This is a genomic window from Brevundimonas sp. AJA228-03, assembly GCF_017795885.1.
Lineage (GTDB): Bacteria > Pseudomonadota > Alphaproteobacteria > Caulobacterales > Caulobacteraceae > Brevundimonas.
The window spans coordinates 1,740,557-1,763,249 of record NZ_CP059297.1; the positions used below are offsets into that span (position 1 = coordinate 1,740,557).

22 protein-coding genes are annotated in these 22,693 nt (G+C 63.0%); 9 read left to right on the forward strand and 13 right to left on the reverse strand.

Annotated elements, in window-relative coordinates; all coding sequences use genetic code 11:
* Nucleotides 1–19: 19 nt before the first annotated feature.
* Nucleotides 20–751 carry an SDR family NAD(P)-dependent oxidoreductase gene (locus HZ989_RS08565; RefSeq protein WP_209320441.1) on the reverse strand — a complete coding sequence of 244 codons (732 nt, stop codon included), beginning with the start codon at nucleotides 749–751 and terminating at the stop codon, nucleotides 20–22.
* A 65-nt stretch (nucleotides 752–816) separates the two neighbouring features.
* Between HZ989_RS08565 and HZ989_RS08570 the strand changes: the two genes are divergently transcribed.
* The 3 genes from HZ989_RS08570 to HZ989_RS08580 all read left to right on the forward strand — a co-directional run bounded on the left by HZ989_RS08570 (nucleotide 817) and on the right by HZ989_RS08580 (nucleotide 2,771).
* Nucleotides 817–1,467 (forward strand): TetR/AcrR family transcriptional regulator, encoded by a 651-nt coding sequence (locus HZ989_RS08570; RefSeq protein ID WP_209320442.1) that lies wholly within the window; start codon nucleotides 817–819, stop codon nucleotides 1,465–1,467.
* A gap of 155 nt (nucleotides 1,468–1,622) precedes the next feature.
* Nucleotides 1,623–1,778, forward strand: coding sequence for a hypothetical protein (locus tag HZ989_RS08575; RefSeq protein ID WP_209320443.1), 156 nt, complete (start codon nucleotides 1,623–1,625; stop codon nucleotides 1,776–1,778).
* A gap of 9 nt (nucleotides 1,779–1,787) precedes the next feature.
* Nucleotides 1,788–2,771, forward strand: coding sequence for a fumarylacetoacetate hydrolase family protein (locus tag HZ989_RS08580; RefSeq protein ID WP_209320444.1), 984 nt, complete (start codon nucleotides 1,788–1,790; stop codon nucleotides 2,769–2,771).
* Here HZ989_RS08580 and HZ989_RS08585 read toward each other — a convergent pair.
* From HZ989_RS08585 to HZ989_RS08605, 5 genes are read right to left on the reverse strand one after another with little or no spacing between them, the layout of a single operon-like run.
* Nucleotides 2,768–3,547 carry an SDR family oxidoreductase gene (locus tag HZ989_RS08585; RefSeq protein ID WP_209320445.1) on the reverse strand — a complete coding sequence of 260 codons (780 nt, stop codon included), beginning with the start codon at nucleotides 3,545–3,547 and terminating at the stop codon, nucleotides 2,768–2,770. The genes HZ989_RS08580 and HZ989_RS08585 overlap by 4 nt on opposite strands.
* Nucleotides 3,548–3,580: 33 nt before the next feature.
* Nucleotides 3,581–4,717, reverse strand: a complete 1,137-nt coding sequence (locus tag HZ989_RS08590; RefSeq protein WP_209320446.1) for an acyl-CoA dehydrogenase family protein — start codon at nucleotides 4,715–4,717, stop codon at nucleotides 3,581–3,583.
* Between the two features lie 7 nt (nucleotides 4,718–4,724).
* On the reverse strand, nucleotides 4,725–5,525 hold the full coding sequence (locus tag HZ989_RS08595; RefSeq protein ID WP_209320447.1) for a crotonase/enoyl-CoA hydratase family protein: 801 nt from the start codon (nucleotides 5,523–5,525) through the stop codon (nucleotides 4,725–4,727).
* On the reverse strand, nucleotides 5,518–6,537 hold the full coding sequence (locus tag HZ989_RS08600; protein WP_209320448.1) for an acyl-CoA dehydrogenase family protein: 1,020 nt from the start codon (nucleotides 6,535–6,537) through the stop codon (nucleotides 5,518–5,520). The genes HZ989_RS08595 and HZ989_RS08600 overlap by 8 nt, the downstream gene beginning before the upstream one ends.
* Nucleotides 6,537–7,688 carry an acyl-CoA dehydrogenase family protein gene (locus HZ989_RS08605; RefSeq protein WP_209320449.1) on the reverse strand — a complete coding sequence of 384 codons (1,152 nt, stop codon included), beginning with the start codon at nucleotides 7,686–7,688 and terminating at the stop codon, nucleotides 6,537–6,539. The genes HZ989_RS08600 and HZ989_RS08605 overlap by 1 nt, the downstream gene beginning before the upstream one ends.
* A 258-nt stretch (nucleotides 7,689–7,946) precedes the next feature.
* Here HZ989_RS08605 and HZ989_RS08610 point away from each other — a divergent pair, with 258 nt between their 5' ends.
* Nucleotides 7,947–8,837, forward strand: coding sequence for a 3-hydroxyacyl-CoA dehydrogenase (locus tag HZ989_RS08610; protein ID WP_209320450.1), 891 nt, complete (start codon nucleotides 7,947–7,949; stop codon nucleotides 8,835–8,837).
* Nucleotides 8,834–10,021, forward strand: a complete 1,188-nt coding sequence (locus HZ989_RS08615; protein ID WP_209320451.1) for a thiolase family protein — start codon at nucleotides 8,834–8,836, stop codon at nucleotides 10,019–10,021. Before HZ989_RS08610 ends, HZ989_RS08615 begins: the two co-directional genes overlap by 4 nt.
* A 10-nt stretch (nucleotides 10,022–10,031) precedes the next feature.
* Here HZ989_RS08615 and HZ989_RS08620 read toward each other — a convergent pair whose 3' ends face one another.
* From HZ989_RS08620 to HZ989_RS08645, 6 genes are all read right to left on the reverse strand, one after another.
* Nucleotides 10,032–11,003, reverse strand: a complete 972-nt coding sequence (locus HZ989_RS08620; protein ID WP_209320452.1) for a DMT family transporter — start codon at nucleotides 11,001–11,003, stop codon at nucleotides 10,032–10,034.
* Entirely contained in the window at nucleotides 11,000–11,440 is a 441-nt protein-coding gene (locus HZ989_RS08625) for a carboxymuconolactone decarboxylase family protein (protein WP_245162326.1), read from the reverse strand. Before HZ989_RS08625 ends, HZ989_RS08620 begins: the two co-directional genes overlap by 4 nt.
* Before the next feature lie 83 nt (nucleotides 11,441–11,523).
* Nucleotides 11,524–12,492 (reverse strand): lactoylglutathione lyase, encoded by a 969-nt coding sequence (locus tag HZ989_RS08630; protein WP_209320454.1) that lies wholly within the window; start codon nucleotides 12,490–12,492, stop codon nucleotides 11,524–11,526.
* 48 nt (nucleotides 12,493–12,540) lie between these two features.
* Nucleotides 12,541–13,731, reverse strand: a complete 1,191-nt coding sequence (locus HZ989_RS08635) for a thiolase family protein (protein WP_209320455.1) — start codon at nucleotides 13,729–13,731, stop codon at nucleotides 12,541–12,543.
* The gene (locus HZ989_RS08640; protein ID WP_209320456.1) at nucleotides 13,728–14,126 is read right to left on the reverse strand and encodes a Zn-ribbon domain-containing OB-fold protein; all 399 of its coding nucleotides are present in this window, start codon (nucleotides 14,124–14,126) and stop codon (nucleotides 13,728–13,730) included. Before HZ989_RS08640 ends, HZ989_RS08635 begins: the two co-directional genes overlap by 4 nt.
* A 32-nt stretch (nucleotides 14,127–14,158) precedes the next feature.
* Nucleotides 14,159–14,953 (reverse strand): enoyl-CoA hydratase/isomerase family protein, encoded by a 795-nt coding sequence (locus tag HZ989_RS08645; protein ID WP_209320457.1) that lies wholly within the window; start codon nucleotides 14,951–14,953, stop codon nucleotides 14,159–14,161.
* A 403-nt stretch (nucleotides 14,954–15,356) separates the two neighbouring features.
* On the opposite strand from HZ989_RS08645, the gene HZ989_RS08650 reads away from it, so the two are divergent.
* From HZ989_RS08650 to HZ989_RS08660, 3 genes are all read left to right on the forward strand, one after another.
* A complete protein-coding gene (locus HZ989_RS08650) occupies nucleotides 15,357–16,379 on the forward strand; it encodes an NADPH:quinone oxidoreductase family protein (RefSeq protein WP_209323079.1) in 1,023 nt (340 codons plus the stop codon).
* Between the two features lie 216 nt (nucleotides 16,380–16,595).
* A complete protein-coding gene (locus HZ989_RS08655) occupies nucleotides 16,596–18,218 on the forward strand; it encodes an AMP-binding protein (RefSeq protein WP_209320458.1) in 1,623 nt (540 codons plus the stop codon).
* Nucleotides 18,219–18,236: 18 nt separating this feature from the next.
* Nucleotides 18,237–19,136 (forward strand): fumarylacetoacetate hydrolase family protein, encoded by a 900-nt coding sequence (locus HZ989_RS08660; protein WP_209320459.1) that lies wholly within the window; start codon nucleotides 18,237–18,239, stop codon nucleotides 19,134–19,136.
* Here HZ989_RS08660 and HZ989_RS08665 read toward each other — a convergent pair.
* The gene (locus HZ989_RS08665) at nucleotides 19,133–19,906 is read right to left on the reverse strand and encodes an SDR family NAD(P)-dependent oxidoreductase (protein WP_209320460.1); all 774 of its coding nucleotides are present in this window, start codon (nucleotides 19,904–19,906) and stop codon (nucleotides 19,133–19,135) included. The genes HZ989_RS08660 and HZ989_RS08665 overlap by 4 nt on opposite strands.
* Nucleotides 19,907–20,163: 257 nt before the next feature.
* Here HZ989_RS08665 and HZ989_RS08670 point away from each other — a divergent pair, with 257 nt between their 5' ends.
* Nucleotides 20,164–22,590 (forward strand): TonB-dependent receptor, encoded by a 2,427-nt coding sequence (locus tag HZ989_RS08670; protein ID WP_209320461.1) that lies wholly within the window; start codon nucleotides 20,164–20,166, stop codon nucleotides 22,588–22,590.
* Nucleotides 22,591–22,693: the final 103 nt, after the last annotated feature.

Sequence of the window (22,693 nt, forward strand, 5' to 3'; positions counted from 1 at the left end):
CTTCCGTTCTCGTGCAGTTTCAGGACAGGGTACGGCCGCCGTCGACGACGATTGTTTCGCCGACGATGTAGGCGGCAAGCGGCGACGCAAGAAACAGCGCCACGCCTGAGATGTCTTCCGGGCGACCCAGCCGGTTCAGCGGAATGCCCTTGAGCCGCTCCTGTAGCCGAACGGGATCTGAAGTCGTGACCTCCGTCATCCGGGTGGCGACAAGGCCTGGGGCGATGCCGTTGACGCGAATGCCGCGTGCCGCCCAGGCATCGCCGAGCGTCCTGGTCAGGTGGATGGCACCGGCCTTCGATGCCGAATAGGCCGGGTTTCCGCGGGTCGCGCGCAGGCCGCCGACCGAGCTGATGATGATCAGGCTGCCACAGCTGGCCTCCAGGGCAGGCGCCAGCTTCTGCGCGCAGGCCATCAGGCTGGTCAGGTTGACCTCGACAACCTGTCGAAAGGCTTCGGCTTCGAACTCCTGGCGACGGTATTGCACGGTGCCCTGGGACAGGATGACGACGTCGAGGGTTTCAAAGGGCGAGCGCCAGGCTTCGACCGCACCTGGCTTGGCCACGTTCAGCGTTGAAAAGACGAACGGCTCCAGCGCCAGGGCACCGTCACCATAGGCGGCCTTGCTCGACCGGGTGCCAGTAACACCGACATTGGCACCGCGCGCACTGAAGGCCTCGGCGCAGGCCAGCCCGATACCGCTGGTTCCGCCGACGACGAGAACATTCCTGCCAGCGAAATCGAGGTCCACGACACATAAATCAAAAGAATGAAACGATTGTTTTAGCTTGCATGGTCGGGCTAGACCGTCAACCCATGAAAGCCGATGTCGCCAGGGACGCCATCAAACGGGCTGCCCAGAGTCTGTTCGCTGCACGCGGCGTCGATGCCGTTTCGGTGCGTGAGATCCTGACAGCAGCGGGCCAGAGGAATGGAGCCTCGCTGCATTACTACTTCGGCTCCAAGGATGCGCTCGTGGCGCAACTGGTCATCGACGGAGCGAGGCTGATCGACGAACGGCGCATGGCGCAGCTGGATGCGCTGGAAGCCGCCGGTGGACCCGACTCGCTGCGGGAGGTCATGGAGGTATTGATCCTGCCGTCCACCGAGCTTGGCCTCGAGGGAGGGGAGGGCGACTACCTTCGCTTCATATCCACATTCAGCCTGCAGAACCGTGTCGCCTTCGACGCCATCGTCGGGGACGTCTGGAACCGCGGATATCAGCGATGTCTCGACCACATTCGCCGTCTGTCCTCCGCCAGGCCGGACGCGCTGGAACGCAGGCTTGTGTTCCTGAGTCTGGGCCTGCGTGCCGTCATGACGGCACGCGAGGCCGCACTGGCCGTGAACCCGGTTCACCCGTTCTGGCAACCGGCTGCGACCCTGGACGATCTGGTCGCAACGCTCGTGAGCATGGTGACGGTCTCCGATGCGGATGCGCCGTCAACCGAAGACGGCGGCGAGTAGAGTTCGCATTCCAGAACGGTATTCCGATATCAGATTTATCTGTTGCTCCGTTTCCAGTCTCTGATAACGTCCGGACGGCAGGAGGCTGTCTGCTGGACCCCGTTTTTGGCTCTTTCGGATTCCGACAAGGACGCGTGGGCGGGGGAGCGCACGAAATGATCCTCAGCAAGACCGGAGTGTCGCGCTGGGCTCTGGTCTTCGGCGTGAAGGCGTTGTTGGACAGAATCTTTGCGATCACCTCGACCAATCATGTGCTTCTCTTTGGCTCGCGAGAAGCCTTCATTGGCCCCGAAATCACCCACTCTGTATGAGGTAAGCCCTTGCGCCTGGTCACATTCGAGCATGAAGGCCATCGCCGGGCCGGAGCCTTCATCGAGGGGGACAACCGCGTCGTCGACCTGGCGGAAGCCCATCGGCAAAAGCACGGCGTTGTCGCACCGGCGCTGGCCGATATTCTGGCCCTGATCGAAGGCGGCGACGACGCCCTCGACATGGCTATGGAGGCGGTGAAATCTGCGCCCGTCACTGCTGTTCGCCGCCGGGAAGACGTCAGGCTCAGGGCCCCGATCCAGCCGCCGCCGCAAATAAGAGACTGCAGCACATTCGAACTGCACCAGCGCCAGGCCTATGCCGCGGGCCGCGCCATGAGGGCCAGGGCGAAGGGCGTCGACGTCATCGCGGACACCGGACCTTCAGAGGCCGAACAGCGGATCCTGGACCTCTTCGTCAAACAGCCCCTTTACTACAAGGCCAACCGGTTCTCGGTGATCGGGACCGGCGAGACCGTGATCTGGCCGGCCTATTCGAGGATGATGGATTTCGAGCTCGAGTTCGGCTGCTACATCAAGAAGCCGGCCAAGGACGTGTCGGTCGAAAACGCCCGCGATTACATCTTCGGCTATACGATCTACAATGACTTCAGCGCGCGTGATGCGCAGGCGATCGAGATGATCGGCCAGCTGGGCCCCTCCAAGGGCAAGGATTTCGATACCGGAAACGCGATGGGGCCGTGCCTCGTAACGGCGGACGAGATCCCCAATCCCTACGATCTGACCATGATTGCGCGGGTCAATGGCGAGGAGTGGGGCAGGGGCAATTCCGGGACGATGCACTGGACTTTCGAGGACCTGATCGCCTTCATCTCGCGCTCGGAGACCCTCTATCCGGGAGAGTTCCTGGGTTCGGGAACGGTTGGAAATGGCTGTGGTCTGGAAGCGCAACGGTTCCTGAAATCCGGAGACGAGATTGAGCTTGAGGTCTCCGGGATCGGGACCCTGGTCAACCGGATCGTGCGGGAGACCTAGACAAGACCGGAATAGGCTCCGCCGTCCAGTTGCAGGTTCTGACCGGTGATGTAGCCAGCGCGATCCGAACACAGGAACGCGCAGGCATCGCCGACCTCGCCCGGTCGGCCGAAACGACCGGCCGGGATTGAGGCGACCATTTCCGCGCGCGCTTCGTCAAGGTCAATGCTGCGAGCGCGCGCCAGGGAGCGGGTCATCTGGGCCAGGCGATCGGTCTCGACCTTTTCTGGCAGGAGGCAGTTGATTGTCACGCCATCGGCCGCGACCTCTCCGGCAAGAGCCTTGCAGAAGGCGGTCAAGCCGGCGCGGGGTCCGGTAGACAGGGCCATGGGAAGCTTCGGCGTCTTGACCATTGCCGAGGTGATGACAACGACCCGCCCGAACCCGCGTTCGCGCATTCCCCCGATAAGGGACTGGATCAGAAGGATCGGCGAGATCATCTTGGCCGCGACCGCCTCGGACCAGGCGGTTTCGGTCCAGTCATGAAGGCGTCCCGGGCGGGGACCACCGCTGTTGCAGACGAGAATGTCGGGTCGCGGGCAGGAGGCGATCACCGCGTCACGGCCCGTGCTGGTGTCAATATCGGCGAGAACGGTATGGGGCCGCTGGCCAGTCAGGGCTTCAATCTCGGCCGCTGCCACCTCAAGCCGTGCGCTGTCACGGCCATTGATCCAGACTTCGGCACCCTCAGAGGACAGGGATTGGGCGCAGGCCCTTCCGAGTCCCGCCGAAGAAGCGCAGATCAGGGCGCGCTTGCCGGTGATGCCAAAATCCATAGCCGTGTTCCCGGAGAGGGTTCCTGATCGCGATCAGAGGGTGCGGGCAATGATTTCCTTCATGATCTCCGAAGTGCCCGCATAGATGCGGGCGACGCGCGCATCAACCCAGGCCCGTCCGACATCATATTCGCTCATATAGCCGTAACCGCCATGGAGTTGGAGCAGTTCGTCCAGAAGCTGGCCGTGAAGCTCGGCGCTTGTCAGCTTGGCCATTGCCGCGGTCTCGGGCGTCAGTTCGCCGTCGAGCAACTGTTGCAGACAGTCGTCGATGAACACCCGCAGCATCTGGGTCCGCGCCTTGACGTCGGCCAGCTTGAACCGGGTGTTCTGGAACTCGAACAGGGGCTTGCCGAACACCACTCGGTCCTTGGTGTATGCCACGGTCTTGTCGAGCATGGACTCCAGCGAAGCGGCGGCACGAATGCCGATGACCAGCCGCTCCTTGGCCAGTTCGGTCATCAGGCAGGTGAAGCCGCCACTTTCCTCTCCCAGCCTGTTCTCGACCGGCACCCGGACGTCGGAGAAGAACAGTTCCGAAGTGTCCTGACCGCGCAGGCCGATCTTTTCGAGCTTCTTTCCCTTTTCGAACCCCGGCATGCCCTCTTCGACACAGAACAGCGTGATGTCCTTGGGGTTGGCCTGGCCCTCGACCTTGGCCGCGACGATCGCAAGGCCAGAGTTGATCCCGTTGGTGATGAAGGTCTTCTGGCCTGACAGCACATAATGGTCACCGTCGCGCTCGGCCCTGGTCTTCATGCCCCGCAGATCGCTGCCGATCTGGGGCTCGGACATGGCGATGACGGCGATCAACTCACCGGAGATCAGCCGCGGCAGCCAGCGTGCCTTCTGATCGTCCGTCCCGTAGTTGACCAGATAAGGCACTGCGACGTCGGAGTGGGTGGTGAACCCGACTGCCGTGGCGTTCACACGCGCCAGTTCCTCGATCAGCACGGCGCTGTGGCCGAAATCTCCACCGGAGCCACCGTAGGCCTCAGGCGCAGTGACGCATAGCAGACCTTCCTCACCGGCCCGCAGCCAGAGCGACTTGGGCACGATGCCGTCGCGCTCCCATTCGGCATGATGGGGAACAATCTCGGTCTCGACGAAACGCCGGACCTGATCGCGGAACATCTCGTGGTCGTCGCGGAAGACCTTGCGCTTGGACATGGCTCGCTCAGCTGTCTGTATAGGTGGGAGTGCGCTTTTCGATCATCGCATTGACGGCCTCGGCGTGGTCGTTGGTGTGATGTGCGAGGGCCTGGTAGGCGGCCGACAATTCCAGCAGGGGTGCCAGCCGCATATGCTGGCCTTCGCGCAACAGTCGCTTTGTCAGCCGGAGTGCATGGCCGGGGCTGGAGGCCACGCGGTGGGCCAGTGCCATGGCCGTGCTCATCAGGTCTTCCGGCGCGGTCAACTGTGTCACCAGCGTCCAGTCCAGCGCTGTCCGGGCATCCAGTGGGTCACCGGTCAGGGCCATGTGACTGGCGCGCGGCATCCCGACGATCCTTGGAAGCAGCCACGCTCCGCCATCGCCCGGGACGATGCCTAGCTTTACGAAGCTCTCGGCGAAGGTCGCGGTGGTTGAGGCGATGCGGATATCGGCCATGCAGGCGAAGTCGAGACCGGCCCCGATGGCATGGCCGTTGACCGCCGCGATGACCGGGGCCTCCAGTTCGTAGAGCGCCATGGGGATCCGCTGGATACCGTCGCGGTAGCGGTTGCGCAGGCGGTACGGTGAGCCCTCGAAGATGCCGGTGCGGTTCTGCATCGCCTTGATGTCGCCACCGGCGCAGAAGGACGCGCCCGCTCCGGTCAGGACGACGACGTGGATCGAGGGGTCGGCGCGGACCTCGTCGCATGCGTCCTCGATCTCGAACATGTCCTCGGGCTTGGAGAAGGCATTGCGAGCCTCGGGCCGGTTCAGGGTCCAGATGGCAACCGGGCCATCGCGGGTCTTCAGCAGGAAGTCAGTCATGGACCACGGTCTCCGTGAATGCGTCGGTCACCAGGGGCCAGAGGCCGTCATCACCCGCTGACGCAACGGCTAGCCCCAGCCGCTCTGCCCAGAAGGTGTCTGACCCGTATTCGGCGCGCCAGGCCCAGAGACGACGCGTCAGAAAATGAAGGCTGTGCTCGTGGGTGAAGCCGATGGCCCCAAAGACCGCGTGGGCGATCGCCGCCCCCGTTCCGGAGGCCTCACCCGATACCACCTTGGCCGAGGCGGTGGTCAGGAAGGCGGAGGCCGGACTGGCCATGAGGAAGGCGGCTTCCGCAGCGGCCAATGCGGCCGCAGCCTGGGTGGAGAGAACTGCGAGCTGCTGCTGCACCGCCTGAAACTTGCCGATGGGACGTCCGAACTGCACGCGCTCGTTGGCATAGTCGGCATTCAATTCCGTGAGGCGGCCGAGCGCACCAGCCATCTGGGCCGACCGGAGCATAGCCCCTCCTAGCAAGACAGCGTCCACAGCGGCAGGACGGGCAGCCTCGGCGACCAGAGACCCGGGCGCGAGCGAGACGGTGTCGCGCGGTTCGCCGGCCACATTCGTGCCAGCGATGATCTCGGCTCCGGACATAGAGTGCAGCGCGATGAGACCGGAGACGTGATCCTGCAGAACCAGCCACTGGGTATGTCGGCCCCATGGAACCTCGGCGATCGGTTGATCGGCGGGGCCAGCGGCGAAGACGATCGCGCCGCTGGCCGGCGGTGCCAGACCGCAGGAGGCCAGAAGGCTGTTGGCCAGAATGGCCTCGGGCAAGGGAACCGGCGTGGCGGCGACCCCACAGGCACGGATGATGACGAAGATGTCGGTCCAGCTTGCGCCGGTTCCACCGAGATGTTCCGGGACGGCAGCGAGCGGCAGCCCGAGGGCCTCGATCTCGTTCCACAGGTCGGCTGGCCAGACCCCGTTCTCCGCGGCTCGCAGAAGGTCGGGGGTGACCGCGTCGGCTAGCAGTCGCTCGATTGTTTCCTGAAGCAGAGTTCGCATCAGCGGACTCCCAGTCCGCGGGCGAGGATGCCGCGCAGGATTTCTCGCGTGCCGCCGCGAAGTGAGAACGACGGGGCCATACTCTGGACAATGGCCAGAACTCGCCGGGTGGTGGCGGCCTGCTCGCCGGGGGGCAGGGAATCGATCAGCCTCATGGCGACCTCGACGGTGTCCTGTTCATAGCCGGTGCCGAGATCCTTGACGCAGGAGGCAGCCCACACCGGGTCATCGCCAGCCGCCAGTTGCGCAGTCACCGAGATCGACATCGACCGGAGCGAGATCAGCCAGGCGACCAGACGTCCGAGTTCCACGGCCTGACGGCTGTCAGGATTTGGACCAACGGCCCCGGCCAAACATCGAAACAGGGTCAGGGCGCTCAGGAACCGTTCGGGTCCGCTGCGTTCAAAGGCCAGTTCGGACGTTGCCTGCGCCCAGCCGTCGCCCTCGACTCCGATCAGAGCGTCAGAGTCGAGATGAACATTTTCGAACGTGACCTCATTGAAATGCTCATGGCCCGAAAGGTCCCTGATCGGCCGGATCATGACCCCGGGCAGGGAAAGGTCAACGATGATCTGTGACAGCCCTGCCTGGCGCTCGCTCGCGGGGTCGGTCCGAACAAGGGCAATCATGAAATGGCAGCGGTCGGCATTGGTCGTCCAGACCTTTCGGCCGTTCAACAGCCACGACCCGTCAGCCTGCCGGTCGGCCCTCGTGCGCACGGAAGCGAGGTCCGAGCCGGATGCAGGCTCGCTCATGCCGATGCAGAAATACATTTCACCGGCGCAGATTGCCGGCAGATAGCGGTCCTTCTGGGCGTCCGTGCCGTGGCGCAGGATCAGCGGCGCGCTCTGGCGGTCGGCGATCCAGTGGGCGGTGACGGGCGCGCCGGCAGCCAGCAGCTCCTCGCTGACCACGAACCGGTCGAACGGCGAGGCATCGTGCCCGCCATAGCGCCGGGGGATGCTCAGGCCCAACCAGCCCCGGGCTCCGATAAGTCGGCTGAAATCAGCGTCGAAACCCATCCAGGACAATGCGCGGCTTTCTGGAGTCGAGGTTGGCGTCCAGTCGGCAAGAAAACCCCGGACGGCCTTGCGAAGAGGGCTCAGCCCTGACGGAAGGACGGGTGGACCGAATTGATCGAGGAGATTCACAAAGGCATCCCGGACGTTTCAACACACGCTCTCATCGAGCCCATGGAGCTATACATTCCAGAATATCGTTCTGACCAGAGAATACTGTTTGCCGCGACATCCTGTTTCCCTTTAGTGTCCGGGCAACGATGACGACGGCCGGGCCGTCGCGTGCGGGGAGGCCCGAGGCGTCAGGAGCGGCCCGATTCAGTGGGTGCGCAAAACGCAACCGGTCCTGTTTCGACGCGGCGTTCCTGCCCAGGAAGAAGGTATTGAACATTGGCGAAGGTTGCAGTGGTGGGGGCCGGCCTGATGGGCGTCGGTATCGCTCATGCGTTTGCGTCATCGGGACACACGGTCTGTCTGATCGATCTGTCCAGCGAACAGTTGTCGAAGGCGCGAACGACGATCGCAGGGATCTTTTCGGACGGTGTCCGGCTGGGCAAGGTCGAGGAGCCGGCGGCGGCTGCAGCGCTGGCAAGGCTGTCCACGTCCGAAAGCGTGGATGAAGGGGCTTTGAACGCCGACCTGCTGGTAGAGACCGTCTCCGAAAACCTGGCGACCAAGATTGATGTCGTCAGGAAGGCCGAGGCCGTCATGGCCCCGAAGAGTTTGTTGGCCACCAACACGTCTGCACTGAGCGTCACCGAGATTGCGGCAGCCTGTCAGGATCCGACGCGGGTGATCGGCATGCATTTCTTCAACCCCGTCCCGAAGATGAAACTTGTCGAACTGGTGCGTGGTCTGGCGACCACCGACGAGGCCGTGGCGACCTGTCGGGATTATGTGGCCCAGTTGGGCAAGACGGCGATCGTGGTCAACGAGACCCCGGGCCTCACCACCAGCCGGATGTCGGCCATGGCCGGCAATGAAGCTATGTACATGCTTCAAGAGGGGGCCGCGACCGCCGAAGATATCGACACAGCCCTGAGACTTGGGTTCAACCATCCGATGGGGCCGCTGGAGCTGGGGGACCTCACGGGTTGGGACACCCGGCTGTCGGTCCTGCACTATCTGCATGCGACGCTTGGCGACAAGTTCAGGCCGTGCCCGCTCATCATCAAGATGGTCAAGGCGGGCCGTTATGGCCGCAAGGTCGGCTGGGGCGTCTACAAATACGAGAACGGTATCAAGGTGCCGGGGTCGGGAATGAAGGGCACAAGCCTATGAACCCGGTCTATGTGGTCGCAGCGGTTCGTACGCCGATCGGCAAGTTTCGCGGGGCTCTGGCCGGGGTTCGCGCCGACCATCTGGGAGCCCATGCCCTGAATGAGCTGATTGCGCGTGCCGGGGTCGACGCCAGCAGCATCGATGATGTCATTTTCGGCAATGTGACTCAGATTGGTGAGCAGTCCGCCAATATCGCGCGAACCTCACTGCTGGGTGCAGGGTGGCCCGTAACGATCCCGGCTATGACGGTTGATCGCAAATGCGGGTCGTCGGAAGCGGCAATCCATATCGGCGCAGCGCAGATCGCGGCTGGCGTCAGTGATCTGGTCGTCGCGGGCGGAGCCGAGGCAATGTCGCGGGTGCCGATGGGGTCCAACCGCGCCATCCATGGCGAAGCGTTCGGATGGTTGGTATCGGATCGGTATGAACTGACGTCCCAGGGCGAGGCGGCCGAGCGGATTTCCGACAAATACGGCTTCGACCGCGACGCGCTCGACGACTTCGCCGCCGAAAGCCATCGCCGCGCCGCGGCCGCTACAGATGCTGGATATTTCCGGCCCGAAACCGTGTCCGTGCCAGTCGACGATCTGGCCGAGAAGGACTGGGAAGGGCCGCGCGAAACGCTTGACGTCGACCAGACCATCCGCCGCGAGACCAGTCGGGAAAAGCTGTCCACGTTGAAGCCCAGTTTCCGCGATCCAGGGCGGGTCACAGCCGGCAATGCCTCACAGATCTCGGATGGGGCAGCGGTCGTCCTGTTGGCTTCCGAAGCCGCCGTCAGGACGCATGGGCTGACGCCATTGGCCCGTATCGTGTCTGTTGCAGTGGTGGGGGCCGACCCGGTCTTGATGCTGGAAGGACCCGTTACTGCCAGTCGGAAGGCCGCGGCGTCTGCCGGACTGTCGTTCGATGATATCGGCCTGTTTGAAATCAACGAGGCCTTTGCCAGCGTTCCCCTGATGTGGATGCAGCAGACGGGTGTCGGCGCCGACCGGCTGAATGTAAACGGAGGGGCCATCGCCCTGGGACATCCGCTGGGTGCGACCGGAGCGCGACTGGCAACGAGTTTGATCCACGAACTGGGTCGGACAGGACAGCGGTACGGGCTCCAGGCGATCTGTTGCTCGGGTGGCCTGGCCACGGCGACGGTCTATGAGAACCTGATGCCGAAGCCTGAGAACTGATTTCGGATTGTCAGGCCGGGGTGTCAGTCTCCTTTCGGACGAGGCCCGGCGGTGTGACAGATTCCGGCTGCCCGACATCCAGGGCCAGCGTTCTCGCTCGCTTGGACCGGATCTCGCGAACGGTGATGTAGAGGGTTGATATGACGATTACGCCGGCACCGAGCCAGGTGAAGGTGTCAGGCCATTCGCCAAAGACGATCAGGCCCGCAATGACCGACAGGACAAGCCGTGCATAGTCTATGGGCGCGAGGATCGCCGCCTCTCCAACCGCCATACCCTTGATGAACAGCAGCTGGTTGGCTGCGCTGAGGAGGCCGATCAGAAAGAGCGGAATAACGTCGCCCGGGCTGGGCCAGCGCCAGTCCGCCAGGGCAAATGGAAGGGCCAGAATTTCGCCAATGATGCTGGACCAGACCAGTATCGAACTGGCGGACAGGTTGCGTGTCAGGGATTTGACGCCCGTGATCGTGCCCGCCAGGCACAGGGCCGACGCCAGAGCAGCCAGATGGGGCCAGCCGATGGCAAGCTCGGCACCCCAGGGTCGCATGATGATGACGACGCCAACGAACCCGAGAGCTACGGCCACGATCTGACCGGGGCCGATCATTTCGCGGAGGAACAGGGCTGCCAGCAGCACGACCCATAGGGGCCGGGTGAAGGACAGGGCGTTTGCCTCGGCCATAGGCAGGGCTTCGTAGGTATAGAGCAGAAGGATCATCCCGATCGTCGCCAGCAAGGCGCGCAGGAACAGTGCGGGAATGGTCGATCTGGGCACGAACAGGACGCTGCGTGGACTGCGCAGCATAAAAGGAACGGCGACGATCAGCGACCCCGTCTGGCGGTAGAAATTCTGCACATGGGACGGGTAGTCACCACTCAGATGTTTCACCAGGGTCGTCATGGTGACGAAGGTTACCCCTGACAGCAGCACCCAGATCGCACCCTGCAGATTGGGCGACAGACGCGCAAAGCCGGCCTTCAATCCGGTTTGTCCTCGTAACCCTTGAGCACATAGGTCATCCGCCCTCCGGCCAGCATCAGACCGCTGAACAGGTGCAGTTCGACGATCTGGTCCTCTGAGAAATGGTCGCGGAGGTGGTCGAAGATCTCGTCGCCAATGGAAAGATAGTCACCGGCGAAAAGCCCGGCGAAACGCAGGGCCGCCTGTTCTGGCGGGCTGAAGCGCGGGTCAGACCAGTCGCTGCACGCCATGATATCGGCCTCTGAGACCTCATCGGACTTGCGGGCGACCTGGCAGATCGGACAGTTGGTGATCGAGGCGATCTTCAGCCGGACCAGTTCACGCAACCGTTCGGGCAGGACGCCACGTTCGTGGATCTCGGCCATTGTTCCAAGCCAGGCATTGGCTGCGGCCGGCCTTCGGGCCCAGATCTGGACCGGCAGGGTGCTGGACAGCATCCGCGTTGCCTGTCCTTGAGCGATCGTTGCGCGAAGGGGCTCGGACAAGCTTTCGAGCGGCAAGGGGGCGACTCTGGCCATGGTCAGGTCTGGTCTTCGCAGAACTCGAAGATGGCGCCGCCGAGTTCAGCCGGATCGACCCGAAGCATTGCACCACCCACGGCCTCGCAGTCGTCGATCCGCTCGAATCTGACGCCGAGGGCCCTGAGCCGCTCGGCCTTGGCATCCAGGCCCGTGACCGAGATCCGGATATAGTGTGGCCCCGGGCCCCAGTTGTGCAGATATCGACCCGTCGGGCTGTCCCACCGAGTCGGCTGGATCACATCGAGCGTGGCACTGGTTCCGAGGTTGAAGCCGACTTGGGCAACCTTGTAACCCTCCCTGTCCAGTTGCTGGACCGCTCCACCGGGCTGGAGGTCGAGGTTGGCGTCGAGGCGGCGGAGGACGTCGTCCAGATCGCGCACGAGGAAACCGCGGCCGACGACGCGCACCATGTCGCCTGGCCGGGGATCACGTGGCCGTGGGGGAGGGGAAGAGAAGGCTTCAGCAGGCATCTGGATCGCCTGCAGCGGAATGACCTCGATGCAAAGACCCCCGTCGACCGAGGGCTCATAGACCGGGTTCTCGGGCGTGCATCCCACCCACAGCCGGTCAAAGGGCATTTCCGGCGTCAGCTGGGCGAGGCGGAAGGGCTGGTTCTTGCTGAGAAGATGTTCGACCACGCCACCGATATTGTCGGAGACCAGGACGGTAGCGTGCGTCTTGATCGGACGGAAAGGCCCCTGGAAATCTTCCAGGCTCTTGAGGAATCCCGGGAACATGGGATCGCCGGTATTGGGGAGATCCAGATGCCCCTGGGGTTCGACCCGGGTGGGTGAAATGGCCAGTGACTTATGAACCCTCAGGAAGTGGGCGACATAGGGATGGCCGGGGAAGGCCTGGCGCCAGTTCGCGTGGCCGTGGATTTCCAGCTTGGAGACGATCTGGTGGGCCGTATGGTCGGCATCGTGGACCATCAGATCGCCGCTGAGCAGCAGGTCATAGAGGCTCATCTCGTTCTCCTTGTTATCGGCTGCACGCGGGCGCTTGCCGGATCAATTTCAGTCCTTGACCAGAAGCAGGCTGCCTGCGAGCGGGCCGCCACCGGCGGCACAGACGGCCACATGGGGGTCCCGGATCTGTCGTTCGCCCCCGCGGCCCCACAGCTGGGTGCAGGCCTCGTGGACATAGCCCATGCCGTGGGTGCGTCCGCCCGACAGCTGGCCGCCATTGGTGTTGAGCGGGAGTTCGCCGTCGAGCGCGATGCGGTGCCCGCCCTCGACAAACGCTCCGCTTCCGCCCTTTGGACACAGACCCAGGCCTTCGAGCCACATCATGGTCAGGATGCTGAAGCCATCGTAGAGCTGCGCCGTATCGACATCGGAAGGTTTCAGGTCGGTACGCGCCCACATCGCCCTGGCCGCGTCCGGCATGGCATTGGCGGTCAGATCAACCTGGTCCCAGAGATAGGGCTGGTTCATGGCCGCACCGATGGCTTCGATGCGTATCGGCGTATGTCTCAGGTCTTTCGCCAGGTCGCGGCGCGAAAGGACGATGGCAGTCGAAGCGTCGCAATGGACGTCGCAATCGAACATCCTGAGCGGTGTTGAGATCATCTTCGACGCGAAGTAGTCGTCCATGGTCATCGGTTTGCGCATGACGGCCTTGGGGTTCAGCTGTGCATTGCGACGCGTCGTAAGCGCGATCTGCGCCAGCTGCTCAGGCGTCGTTCCATAGGTCTCCATGTGGAGAGCGGCGTACATCGCTGTGATGTTGACGACCGACAGCACGTTGAAGGGCGTGCACCACTGCCACATGAAATTCCCGTCGCGGGGTCCGGACTTGGCCGCGAGGCTCTGATCCCTTGAACCGCTCGACCGGTTGCTGGATTCCGTGATCGTTCGAAAGACGAGGACGTGGTTCGCCATTCCCGCAGCGATGGCCATGGCACCGTTCATGACCCCGGCGAGGGGGCCGGCGGCTTCGTAACCTCCGCTGAACCAGTTGCAGTTCAGCCCGAGCATGGTCATGACCGACAGCGGGCCGACCGGCGAAAAACTCGAACCGTTTGAGTTGTCGCCGGGCCAGGAACACACCCCGTCGATGTCCTTGGGGCTCAGGCCCGCATCGGCGATGGCCTCCAGCGCCGCGTCCACCGTCAGCTGCATCGCCGAGCGAGAAGAAGGGCGTCCGACCTCGGACTGGCCGATGCCGGTGATGGCGACGTTCTTTTCCAGAAACCGGGTGTTCATCGGGCCGCTCGTTCGAACAGGGGAATCCAGACGTCCTCGATGTTCTCGAACACGACGGTCACAGGCGCGCCGATCGCTACCTCATCGGCCGGACAGTTCACGACGTTGGACAGGAAACGGAGGCCGGTCTGCTCTTCCAGTTCGATGATCGCGACCACGTAAGGCTCGGTCAGCGCCGGCGACCAGGGCTGATGATTGATCGTAAAGGTCACCACGCGGCCACGGCCGGACACCGGCGTCGGCGTGACGTTCAGGCTGCTGCAATGCCTGCAGATCGGTGCCGGGGGGTGGAAGTACAGGGTGCAGTCGTCGCAACGGTGTATCCGCAACTCTCCGACTTCCCCGCCGGTCCAGAACGGACGTGTTTCTGCACTGAGCAGCGGAAGTTTTCTCACCGTTCGGCCTCCGGACCTTGACCACAGCCCATCTAGCGCCCCGTGAACGCTGGCGGGCGCTTTTCCTTGAAGGCGCGGGCCGCTTCCTTGCGGTCCTCGGTCGACATGAGAAGGACGAACAAATCCTTCTCGAGCTTCAGTCCGGCGCGCAGGTCGAGTTCAAGCCCGTCGCGTGCCGCCTCCTTGACGAAGGCCGAGGCGGTCGCTGGCTTTGAGGCGATACGTTCGGCAATCGCCTGAACCTCTTCAATCAGGCTCTCGGGTGAAGCCGACAGACGCGAAACCAGGCCGATCCTGAGAGCCTCGGTCGCGTCGATCCGGTCGCCCGTCAGAAGCAGGTCAAGCGCGCGCCCAAGCCCGACGATACGAGGCAGGCGCTGGGTTCCGCCGCCGCCGGGGATCAGGCCAAGGCCGGTCTCGGGAAGGCCAAACACGGCGTTGGGCGCCGCAATGCGGATATCGCAAGCCAGCGCGATCTCGACCCCGCCGCCCAGGCAGAAGCCATGGATGGCGGCCACGACCGGCTTCCTGATCCGGTCCAGAACCTCGATCCATCCCGGAGTCATGCCGTCGCGAAGGGCTGGCAGGGAGGAGGCATCGCTCTGGAATTTGATGTCGGCACCGGCGCAGAATCCGCGGTCGCCGGATCCGCGTAGCGCGATCACCCGGATGTCCGGATCCTGATCCAGCCGTTCCAGCGCCTGTGTGACGTCTGTCCGAAGCGCGGGGTTGATCGCATTGATCTGGTTTGGACGATCAAGAACGACCCAGCCCACGCGATTGATGCGCTCGATCTGGACTGTGCGTTCGATGGCTTCATCCGCCATGGACAGGCTCCGTCGGGTTTGTGGCCACGCTGTGCAGGACGACCGGGTGTTGAGGGCTAAAACCGGCCGCGCTCAAATGACCAAGCCTTCCGTGAACCGCTCCGAGTGCCGGGCGGCAAACCAGGCCCCTCCGGCAAGTGGTGTCGAGGTGTGTTCGGGCATGACTACAGGGCGACCTTGCAGCCTGAAGCCGGCGTCGCGATGGTGCGAAACTTGATAAGCACGGCGATCCTCCAGGCGCGCTTGAGGCGACGTCTGTTTTGTCGACGCTATGCCGATCGGCGCAATTCGGCAAGCGAAATGACGTTCTGTTATCAGAACGGATTTGCTTGTCAGTCGGGTCGCTGGCCGATAGGCGGACAGGGTGTACGGCTCGGTCCGTGACGCGATGGAGGTGGGTGCCGTGCGAGCCCTGCAGAGTCTGACGCCGGGTGGTCCTGGCACGCTTATGGTTCGTGAGGTCGATGAACCGGTCCCGGCTTCAGGCCAGGTGGCCGTTAATGTCCATGCCTGCGGTGTCAATTTTCCGGACCTGCTGGTGATCGAAGACCGGTATCAGCTCAAGCCGATCCGGCCTTTCTCGCCTGGCAGCGAACTGTCAGGGATTGTGCATGCTGTCGGCGACGGGGTGACGTGGCCGATCGTCGGCCAGCGCGTGTCGGCCTCACTGCCATTCGGAGCCATGGCTGAAGTCGTGGTCGTATCGGCAGATCGCTGCACAGCTATCCCGGACAACATGCCCTTCGACGAGGCGGCCGCGTTCCAGGTGACCTATGGGACGGTCTACTATGCCCTGGTCGGTCGAGGGGGCATCCGCGCGGGCGATACCCTCCTTGTTCTCGGAGCCGGAGGGGGGATCGGACTTGCGGCGGTGGAGTTGGGCAAGGCGCTTGGCGCGCGGGTGATTGCCGCGGCATCCTCAAAGGACAAGCTCGACGCTGCCCTCGCAAAGGGTGCCGATGCAGGACTTCTTTATGATCCCGATCTTTCGGGAACAGATTCAGCCGAGGCATTTGCCCGGGCTTTGAGGTCCGCGTGCGGCGAGGGCGGCGTCGACGTCATCCTTGATCCTGTTGGGGGAGCCTGCAGCGAACTCGCATTCCGATCGATCGCCTGGCAAGGGCGCTATCTGGTTGTGGGATTTGCCGCCGGTATTCCCTCAATTCCATTGAACCGGATCCTGCTGAAGAGTGCCCAGGTCATCGGGGTCTTCTGGGGTGCCCATATGGCGCGCGACCCACTGGCAGGGGCCGAGGACATGCGACACTTGATGGCGCTCTATGCGGCAGGCCATATCCGGCCGAGCATCTCGGAACGGTTCTCGCTCGAACGGGGCGGAGAGGCGATCGCGAGGTTGGCTTCGCGCGGGGTGAGCGGCAAGATTGTCGTCGAGATCAAGGGTTCTGAAAACAGAATAGACGACTAACACCAGAATACAGCTGGACCGTTTGGGGTGGCCCGGCTAGGTTCCCCTGAACCGGCCCAGCAAGACCGGATAAGGAACCTGTCCGCCCGCCAAGTCGAACCGGCGCGAGTCGGCAGGACCCGAGGGACGATCAAGGCGAGGCGTGTCGCAGGTGTCGTGGGCCTCGCCCCGGACGACCCAACGACTCGTCTTCGCCAGAGTGGACGAAGGAACGCGATGAACACTTCCACGCAGCCAGGTTGGCGGACAGGCCCTCGTGACACACCGATCGCCGCCCTGCGTCGCGCGGTCGAGGCGCATCCGGACAAGGTTTTCCTGGATTTCAGTGGTGAAACGCACACCTACAGAGCGTTCGACCGGACCAGCAACCGCTTTGCCCACGTTCTGCAGGATTTCGGACTGGTCGCCGGCACGCCGATCGTGTCGATGCTGGACAACAATGTCGATGCGGTCACGACCTGGATCGCTGCCAACAAGATTTCGGTCATCAGCGTACCTTTGAATACCGCCCTGATCGGGCAGTTCCTGCGTCATCAGATCGAGGATGCCGGAGCGAGCCTTCTGGTCTGCGAGGCGAAGTATCTCCAACGGGTCGTTGATATCGAGGATCAGCTGACGACGCTGAAGACCGTTCTGGTGCGGGGCGCATTCGAAGCCCCGTCCGGCTCGGCCCTGACCCTGCTGCCGCTGGACGACTATCGGGGAAGCGATGACAGCGCTTTCGAGCATCTGCCTGATCCCGGAGCGCTGAATGCCCTGATCTACACCTCCGGTACGACGGGCCCGTCCAAGGGCTGCATGATCACCGGAAACCAGATGTGTCATTTCGCGCGGATGCTCACGCGCTCGGCACCGTTTGGACCAGACGACATCTACTGGACGCCTCTGCCGTTATTCCACATGAACGCCCTGGCAACCGGTGTGGTCTCTGTGATGCTGGTCGGAGCGACGATCTCGTTCGCGCCAAAATTCTCGGTTTCGGGATTCTGGCCTGCCATCGAGAAGTCGAGGGCCACGGTGGTATCGATCCTCGGATCACTGGGCACCATGCTGGCCCGCGCCGACGACCACGAGGCCATGGCGCGGTGTTTCGGCCAAGTCCACACCGTCAAGGGCAACCCCTTTCCTGAGGAGATCAAGGCGATCTGGCGCGACCGGTTCGGAGCGAAGAAAATCGGGTCCAATGTCTACGGATTGACTGAAGGCCTGCTCACGTCGATGCCCGAGGACGGTTCCTACGCCGAGGGCTCTTCAGGCAAGGCCGCTCCCGAGCTCGATGTCCGCATCTTTGATGACAACGACAATGAGGTTCCCGTCGGCACGGCGGGCGAAGTCGTATGTCGGCCGTTGCTGCCGGACATCATCTTCAAGGGTTATTGGCGTCGACCTGAGGACACGCTGAAAGTCTGGGGCAATCTCTGGTTCCACACAGGCGACATCGGCCGGTTCGACGAGAACGGGTTCTTCTATTTCGTAGATCGCAAGAAGGACTATCTGCGCCGACGTGGCGAGAACATTTCCAGCTTCGAAATGGAGACCTCGATCCTGACGCATCCGGCGATCGAGCAGGTGGCTGTCCATGCCGTGCCGTCAAACATGCAGGAAGACGATCTGAAGGTCACCGCCAAGCTCAAGCCGGACGCGGAGTTGACCGAGGAACAGCTCTGCCGCTGGCTGATGGAGCGTGTCCCCTATTATGCCGTGCCCCGCTACATCGAGTTTCGGGCGGAACTGCCGGTCAATCCCCAGGGGCGCGTCCTGAAGTTCCAGTTGCGGGACGAGGGCGCGACACTCACCACATGGGACATCGAAACCACAGACATCAAGCCTGGCCGATGACAATGCATGGAGACATCGATGCGACTGCTGTCGTTTGAGCGCAATGGCACGGCAACCATGGGCGTTCGCCTGGGGGATGAGGTCGTTGACCTGAGTGTCGCTGCACCCGACCTGCCGCGTGATATCCGATCGTTGCTGGCGCTCGGTCCCGAGGCCTTGCCCGGTGTTGAAAAGGCTGCGGCCGGCGCAGGCGCGGAGGCACGTTATCCGGTCGAAGGCTTGCGGTATCTCACACCGATTGCCCTGCCGGACAAGATCATCGGCCTTGGCAAGAACTACATGAAGCATGTCGACGAGATGAAAGCCGACGTGCAGTCCTTCCCGGGCATGTTCCTTCGCGTCCCCGACTCGATGGTGGCCCACAATCAGCCGATCTGGCGACCGGAAGCCTCCGAAACGCTCGACTACGAAGGCGAACTGATGGTCGTGATCGGCAGGGGAGGGCGGATGATATCGCGCGATGAGGCGCTGTCGCATGTTGCGGGCTATGCCTGCCACAACGACGGCAGTGTGCGGGCCTACAACTACATTCCTTCAGCGGTCACTGCGGGCAAGAATTTCCTCAATACCGGCGGGTTTGGACCCGAGATCGTCACCGCCGACGAGTTGCCGCCCGGATGCAAGGGGCTGCGGCTTACGACCCACGTCAATGGCGAACTGCGCCAGAGCGCGGACATTGCCGAGATGCACTGGGACGTGGCGCATCTGGTGCATCTGATGTCGACCATCTTCACCCTGTACCCTGGCGATCTGATTGCGACCGGTACGCCGTCGGGAGTCGCGGCTGGCCGCCCGAACCCGAAATGGCTCGTGCCTGGCGATGTCGTACAGGTCGAGATCGAAGGTGTCGGCATTCTGACGAACCCGATCGCCGACGCGCCGCGCATTCGTTCCGACCTGGATGTTCGGTTGGTCTAGCGCACCATCATCAGGCCGCCGTCGACAGCGAGGGTCTGCCCGGTGATGAAGTGCGACGCATCGCTGGCAAGAAAGACAAGGACGGGTGCCATGTCGGTATCGGGGTCGCCGAGTTTGCCGCCGAGGGGAATCATCATCGCCATTCCCCTGTCGTGAGCCACGAGTTGCTCGGGGGTCATGCCGGAGCGGGTCGCCTCGTACATGGGAGTCCACATTCCGGGCGCGATGGCGTTGGCGGTAATACCATATTGGCCCCACTCCTGGGCTATGGTTCGCGTCCAGGCCAGGACAGCGCCCTTTGACGCAGCGTAATGGGCGCAGCCACGCAAGCCCATAGCTCCGGCGGCGGAAGCAAAGTTGACGATCCGCCCGCCCCGGTCCTTCAGGTGCGGAAACGCGGCCTGGTTCGTGATCATCGTGCCACGAGCGTTCACCCCCATGACAAGATCCCACTCGTCGTCGGTGATGCTCTCTGCTGGCGTGTATCGCTGAATGCCAGCGACATGGATCAGGACGTCCAGCCCGCCCATGGTCTTCACGGCGCTGTCAAAGGCCAGACTCGCGGATTGGCGGGATGAAACATCGCAAAGATGATGGGTCAGTCGCCCGTCGCCCGGAACCGGGGCTCCGTTTTCCAGCGGTTCGGTAATGTCGAGCCCCGTCACCGTTGCACCGGCCGCGACCAGGGCACGGACTGCGCTGGCTCCAATGCCCCGGGCCGCTCCGGTGACGATAATGCGCTTTTCGGACAAGGCGTTGGTGGGTCTCATGACGTTCACTCCCTTGCAGCAGTTGCCCTCGCTCGCGGACGGCCAAGGTAAGCCATCCAGAACCGTGCGATTCTTGTCACGCGGCATCGACCTGGCGCAAAGCCATTCTTACCCTAGATTTTTATTCTTGCGACAGATTTCCAATTCTGTTTAGCCTTACGACAGCGCGGCGCTTGATGGCAGTTGCGAAACGCGGGGCGTTAGACCCCACCGGGGAGACCAAAATGCGATTTTCTGACAGCCGACGTTTGTCTTGTTTGGTACGGCGAAGCGGAGCCCTCGGGCTTCTGGCCTGTACTGCACTGACCGCTCCGGTCATAGCGCAGACCGCCCAGCCGCAGGCTCAGTCTGATCAACTCGAAGAAATCGTCGTCACGGCGCGCCGTACGCAGGAAAACCTGCAATCGACCCCAGTCGCTGTTACGGCAATCGGGGCCGAGGCGCTGGAGCGGGCGCAGGTCGCCGACGTTACCGACCTGCAGCGGACGACTCCCAGCCTTTCAATCGCCACCGGAGCGCCTTCTTCCTCGGGCTTTGCCTTCGTGTCCATGCGCGGCCAGGGAAACCTCCAGGCGCTGGTCTCCAATGACCCGGCCGTCGCCATCTATGTCGATGGTGTCTACATCCCACGCCCGTCGCAGGGCCTGACGGATCTGTTCGATCTGCAACGCGTTGAGGTGCTGCGCGGACCACAAGGCACGCTGTTCGGACGCAACACAATCGGCGGTGCCGTCAACATCCTGAGCGCTGATCCCAGCCAGACCTTCGGAGGGCTGGCCAGGGTCGAGACCGGAAACTACGATCAGTTCGGCGCGAGCTTCGTGGTCACGGGCCCGATCACCGACCAGCTGTCGGCCCGCATCGTCGCGAGCACCAAGAGTCGCAGTGGGTATGGCCAAAGCATTCCCTTGGGACGCGACATCTGGGACCAGAACAGCGACTTCGTACGCGCCAAGCTCAAGTATGAGAGCGACAGGCTGTCGCTCGTCTTTTCCGGCGACTACAACAAGATCGAGGACAACGGCCAGTTCACGGCCCTGCACGCCTATGCACCCCAGGTGTTCGGCCCGACCGGATCCTTCGGCCCGTTCGGCCTGTTTAATACGCTGAACACTGCACTCCACAACCGCAACGGTTTCTATGACACCTATGCGACCGGCTATCTGGTGCCGAACACGCCGACATTTGCAACGCTGCCGGCAGAGGTGCGGGCCCTCTACAGCCGACCCCTGGGCAACCAGCTGGAGGCCTACGGATTCAGTCTGAACGCCTCGCTTGATCTGGGCAACGCGACCCTGAAGTCGATCACGGCCTACCGGTACAGCGACACGGACGGCATCATCGACACGGATGGAACGCCAGTGCCGATCCTGACCACCTGGGCTGGTTACAGTTCCGACCAGTGGTCCCAGGAACTCCAGATCAGTGGAAGCTTCAGCGAGAAGCTGACCTATATCGCGGGTGTCTATTTCTCTGACGAAACCGGCGTCGAATTCAGCCGGTCGCAAAATTTCGGCTTCCTGCCCTACAATGCCGTGTCCCGCCCCAACGCCGGCCTTGCCGGACAGAACATGGCCGATGTGCACAACCGGTCTGCCGGTGTCTTCGGTCAGGGCTATTACCAGCTGACGGATGCGGTCCGAATCGCTGCCGGGCTGCGCTGGACCTGGGACAGCCGCGAAACCGAACTGCACAATTTCACGGTCTGGGGCCTGCCCGGGACCTGCAATGTGCCGACACCTGATGTGCCCGGGGTTTGCACCCAGACACAGAAGGTCAATTTCGATTACCCGGCCTGGACCCTGGGCGTGGACTGGCAGGTCAACGAGGATGTGTTTGCCTATGTCCAGACCCGTCGTGCGTCCAAGTCTGGCGGCTGGAACACCCGCGCCGGTGGCCTGCCAGCCTTCGAGCCGGAAACCGTCAAGGATCTCGAAGCAGGCCTGAAGGCGACCTGGCTGGAGAACCGCCTGCGCACCAACGTCGCGGTCTTCCACTCCTGGCAGTCGGACGTCCAGCGTAATGCCGCTGCACTGACCCCGGCCGGAGCGAGTACCCAGTTCATCGTCAACGCCGGCAATGCCCGGGTCTACGGCATTGAACTGGAGGGTGCTTTCCGCCCATGGACCGGCATGGAGCTGACCTCCAACATCAGCCTGATGAACGGCGAATACGAGAGTGGATCCTTCATCGAACGTCAGGCGGTCCCCGGTATTGGCTTTGCGGGCTGCACGCTGAACCCGGCGGGCACAGCCTCGATCTGCCCGGTTGACCGCAGCAACGAGGAACTGCCCCAGCTTCCGAAGATCCAGTACAACCTCGGAGCCACCCAGGTCGTGCCGACGTCCTTCGGCGCAGTGACCCTGCACGTCGACTATTCCTACCTGGGGCGGCAGTTCTTCAACCCGGTTACGCCCTCGGTAAACCAGTCGGCTGCAACCCAGGCCATCTATGCAGCGGCGAACGACATTACCCGGACTCCCGGATATGGCCTGCTGAACGCCCGCGTCGCAGTCGAATTCGATGCCCAGAACATCGAGCTCGCCCTCTACGGCAAGAACCTGACCGGGGAGGAATACAACACCCGACAGTTTGCCGACGTCTACTCTGCAGGCCTCGGCTTCGCGACAGCCTTCATCGGGGAGCCAACCACCTACGGTGCTTCACTGACGAAGCGTTTCTAGAACTACCCTGCTCCTGATGAACTTCGCCGCCGACCGGTTTCCCGGTCGGCGGCTTTTTCTTGCGGAAACTGGAGCGGCCCGGAAAGGCGGAGAGGTTTGGTCT

Excerpts from the sequence above, each read along its gene's own strand:
- HZ989_RS08570 (WP_209320442.1), top strand. The coding sequence starts at position 817 with ATGAAAGCCGATGTCGCCAGGGACGCCATCAAACGGGCTGCCCAGAGT.
- HZ989_RS08575 (WP_209320443.1), top strand. The coding sequence starts at position 1,623 with ATGATCCTCAGCAAGACCGGAGTGTCGCGCTGGGCTCTGGTCTTCGGC.
- HZ989_RS08585 (WP_209320445.1), bottom strand. The coding sequence starts at position 3,547 with ATGGATTTTGGCATCACCGGCAAGCGCGCCCTGATCTGCGCTTCTTCG.
- HZ989_RS08590 (WP_209320446.1), bottom strand. The coding sequence starts at position 4,717 with ATGTCCAAGCGCAAGGTCTTCCGCGACGACCACGAGATGTTCCGCGAT.
- HZ989_RS08595 (WP_209320447.1), bottom strand. The coding sequence starts at position 5,525 with ATGACTGACTTCCTGCTGAAGACCCGCGATGGCCCGGTTGCCATCTGG.
- HZ989_RS08600 (WP_209320448.1), bottom strand. The coding sequence starts at position 6,537 with ATGCGAACTCTGCTTCAGGAAACAATCGAGCGACTGCTAGCCGACGCG.
- HZ989_RS08615 (WP_209320451.1), top strand. The coding sequence starts at position 8,834 with ATGAACCCGGTCTATGTGGTCGCAGCGGTTCGTACGCCGATCGGCAAG.
- HZ989_RS08625 (WP_245162326.1), bottom strand. The coding sequence starts at position 11,440 with ATGCTGTCCAGCACCCTGCCGGTCCAGATCTGGGCCCGAAGGCCGGCC.
- HZ989_RS08630 (WP_209320454.1), bottom strand. The coding sequence starts at position 12,492 with ATGAGCCTCTATGACCTGCTGCTCAGCGGCGATCTGATGGTCCACGAT.
- HZ989_RS08635 (WP_209320455.1), bottom strand. The coding sequence starts at position 13,731 with ATGAACACCCGGTTTCTGGAAAAGAACGTCGCCATCACCGGCATCGGC.
- HZ989_RS08645 (WP_209320457.1), bottom strand. The coding sequence starts at position 14,953 with ATGGCGGATGAAGCCATCGAACGCACAGTCCAGATCGAGCGCATCAAT.
- HZ989_RS08655 (WP_209320458.1), top strand. The coding sequence starts at position 16,596 with ATGAACACTTCCACGCAGCCAGGTTGGCGGACAGGCCCTCGTGACACA.
- HZ989_RS08660 (WP_209320459.1), top strand. The coding sequence starts at position 18,237 with ATGCGACTGCTGTCGTTTGAGCGCAATGGCACGGCAACCATGGGCGTT.
- HZ989_RS08665 (WP_209320460.1), bottom strand. The coding sequence starts at position 19,906 with ATGAGACCCACCAACGCCTTGTCCGAAAAGCGCATTATCGTCACCGGA.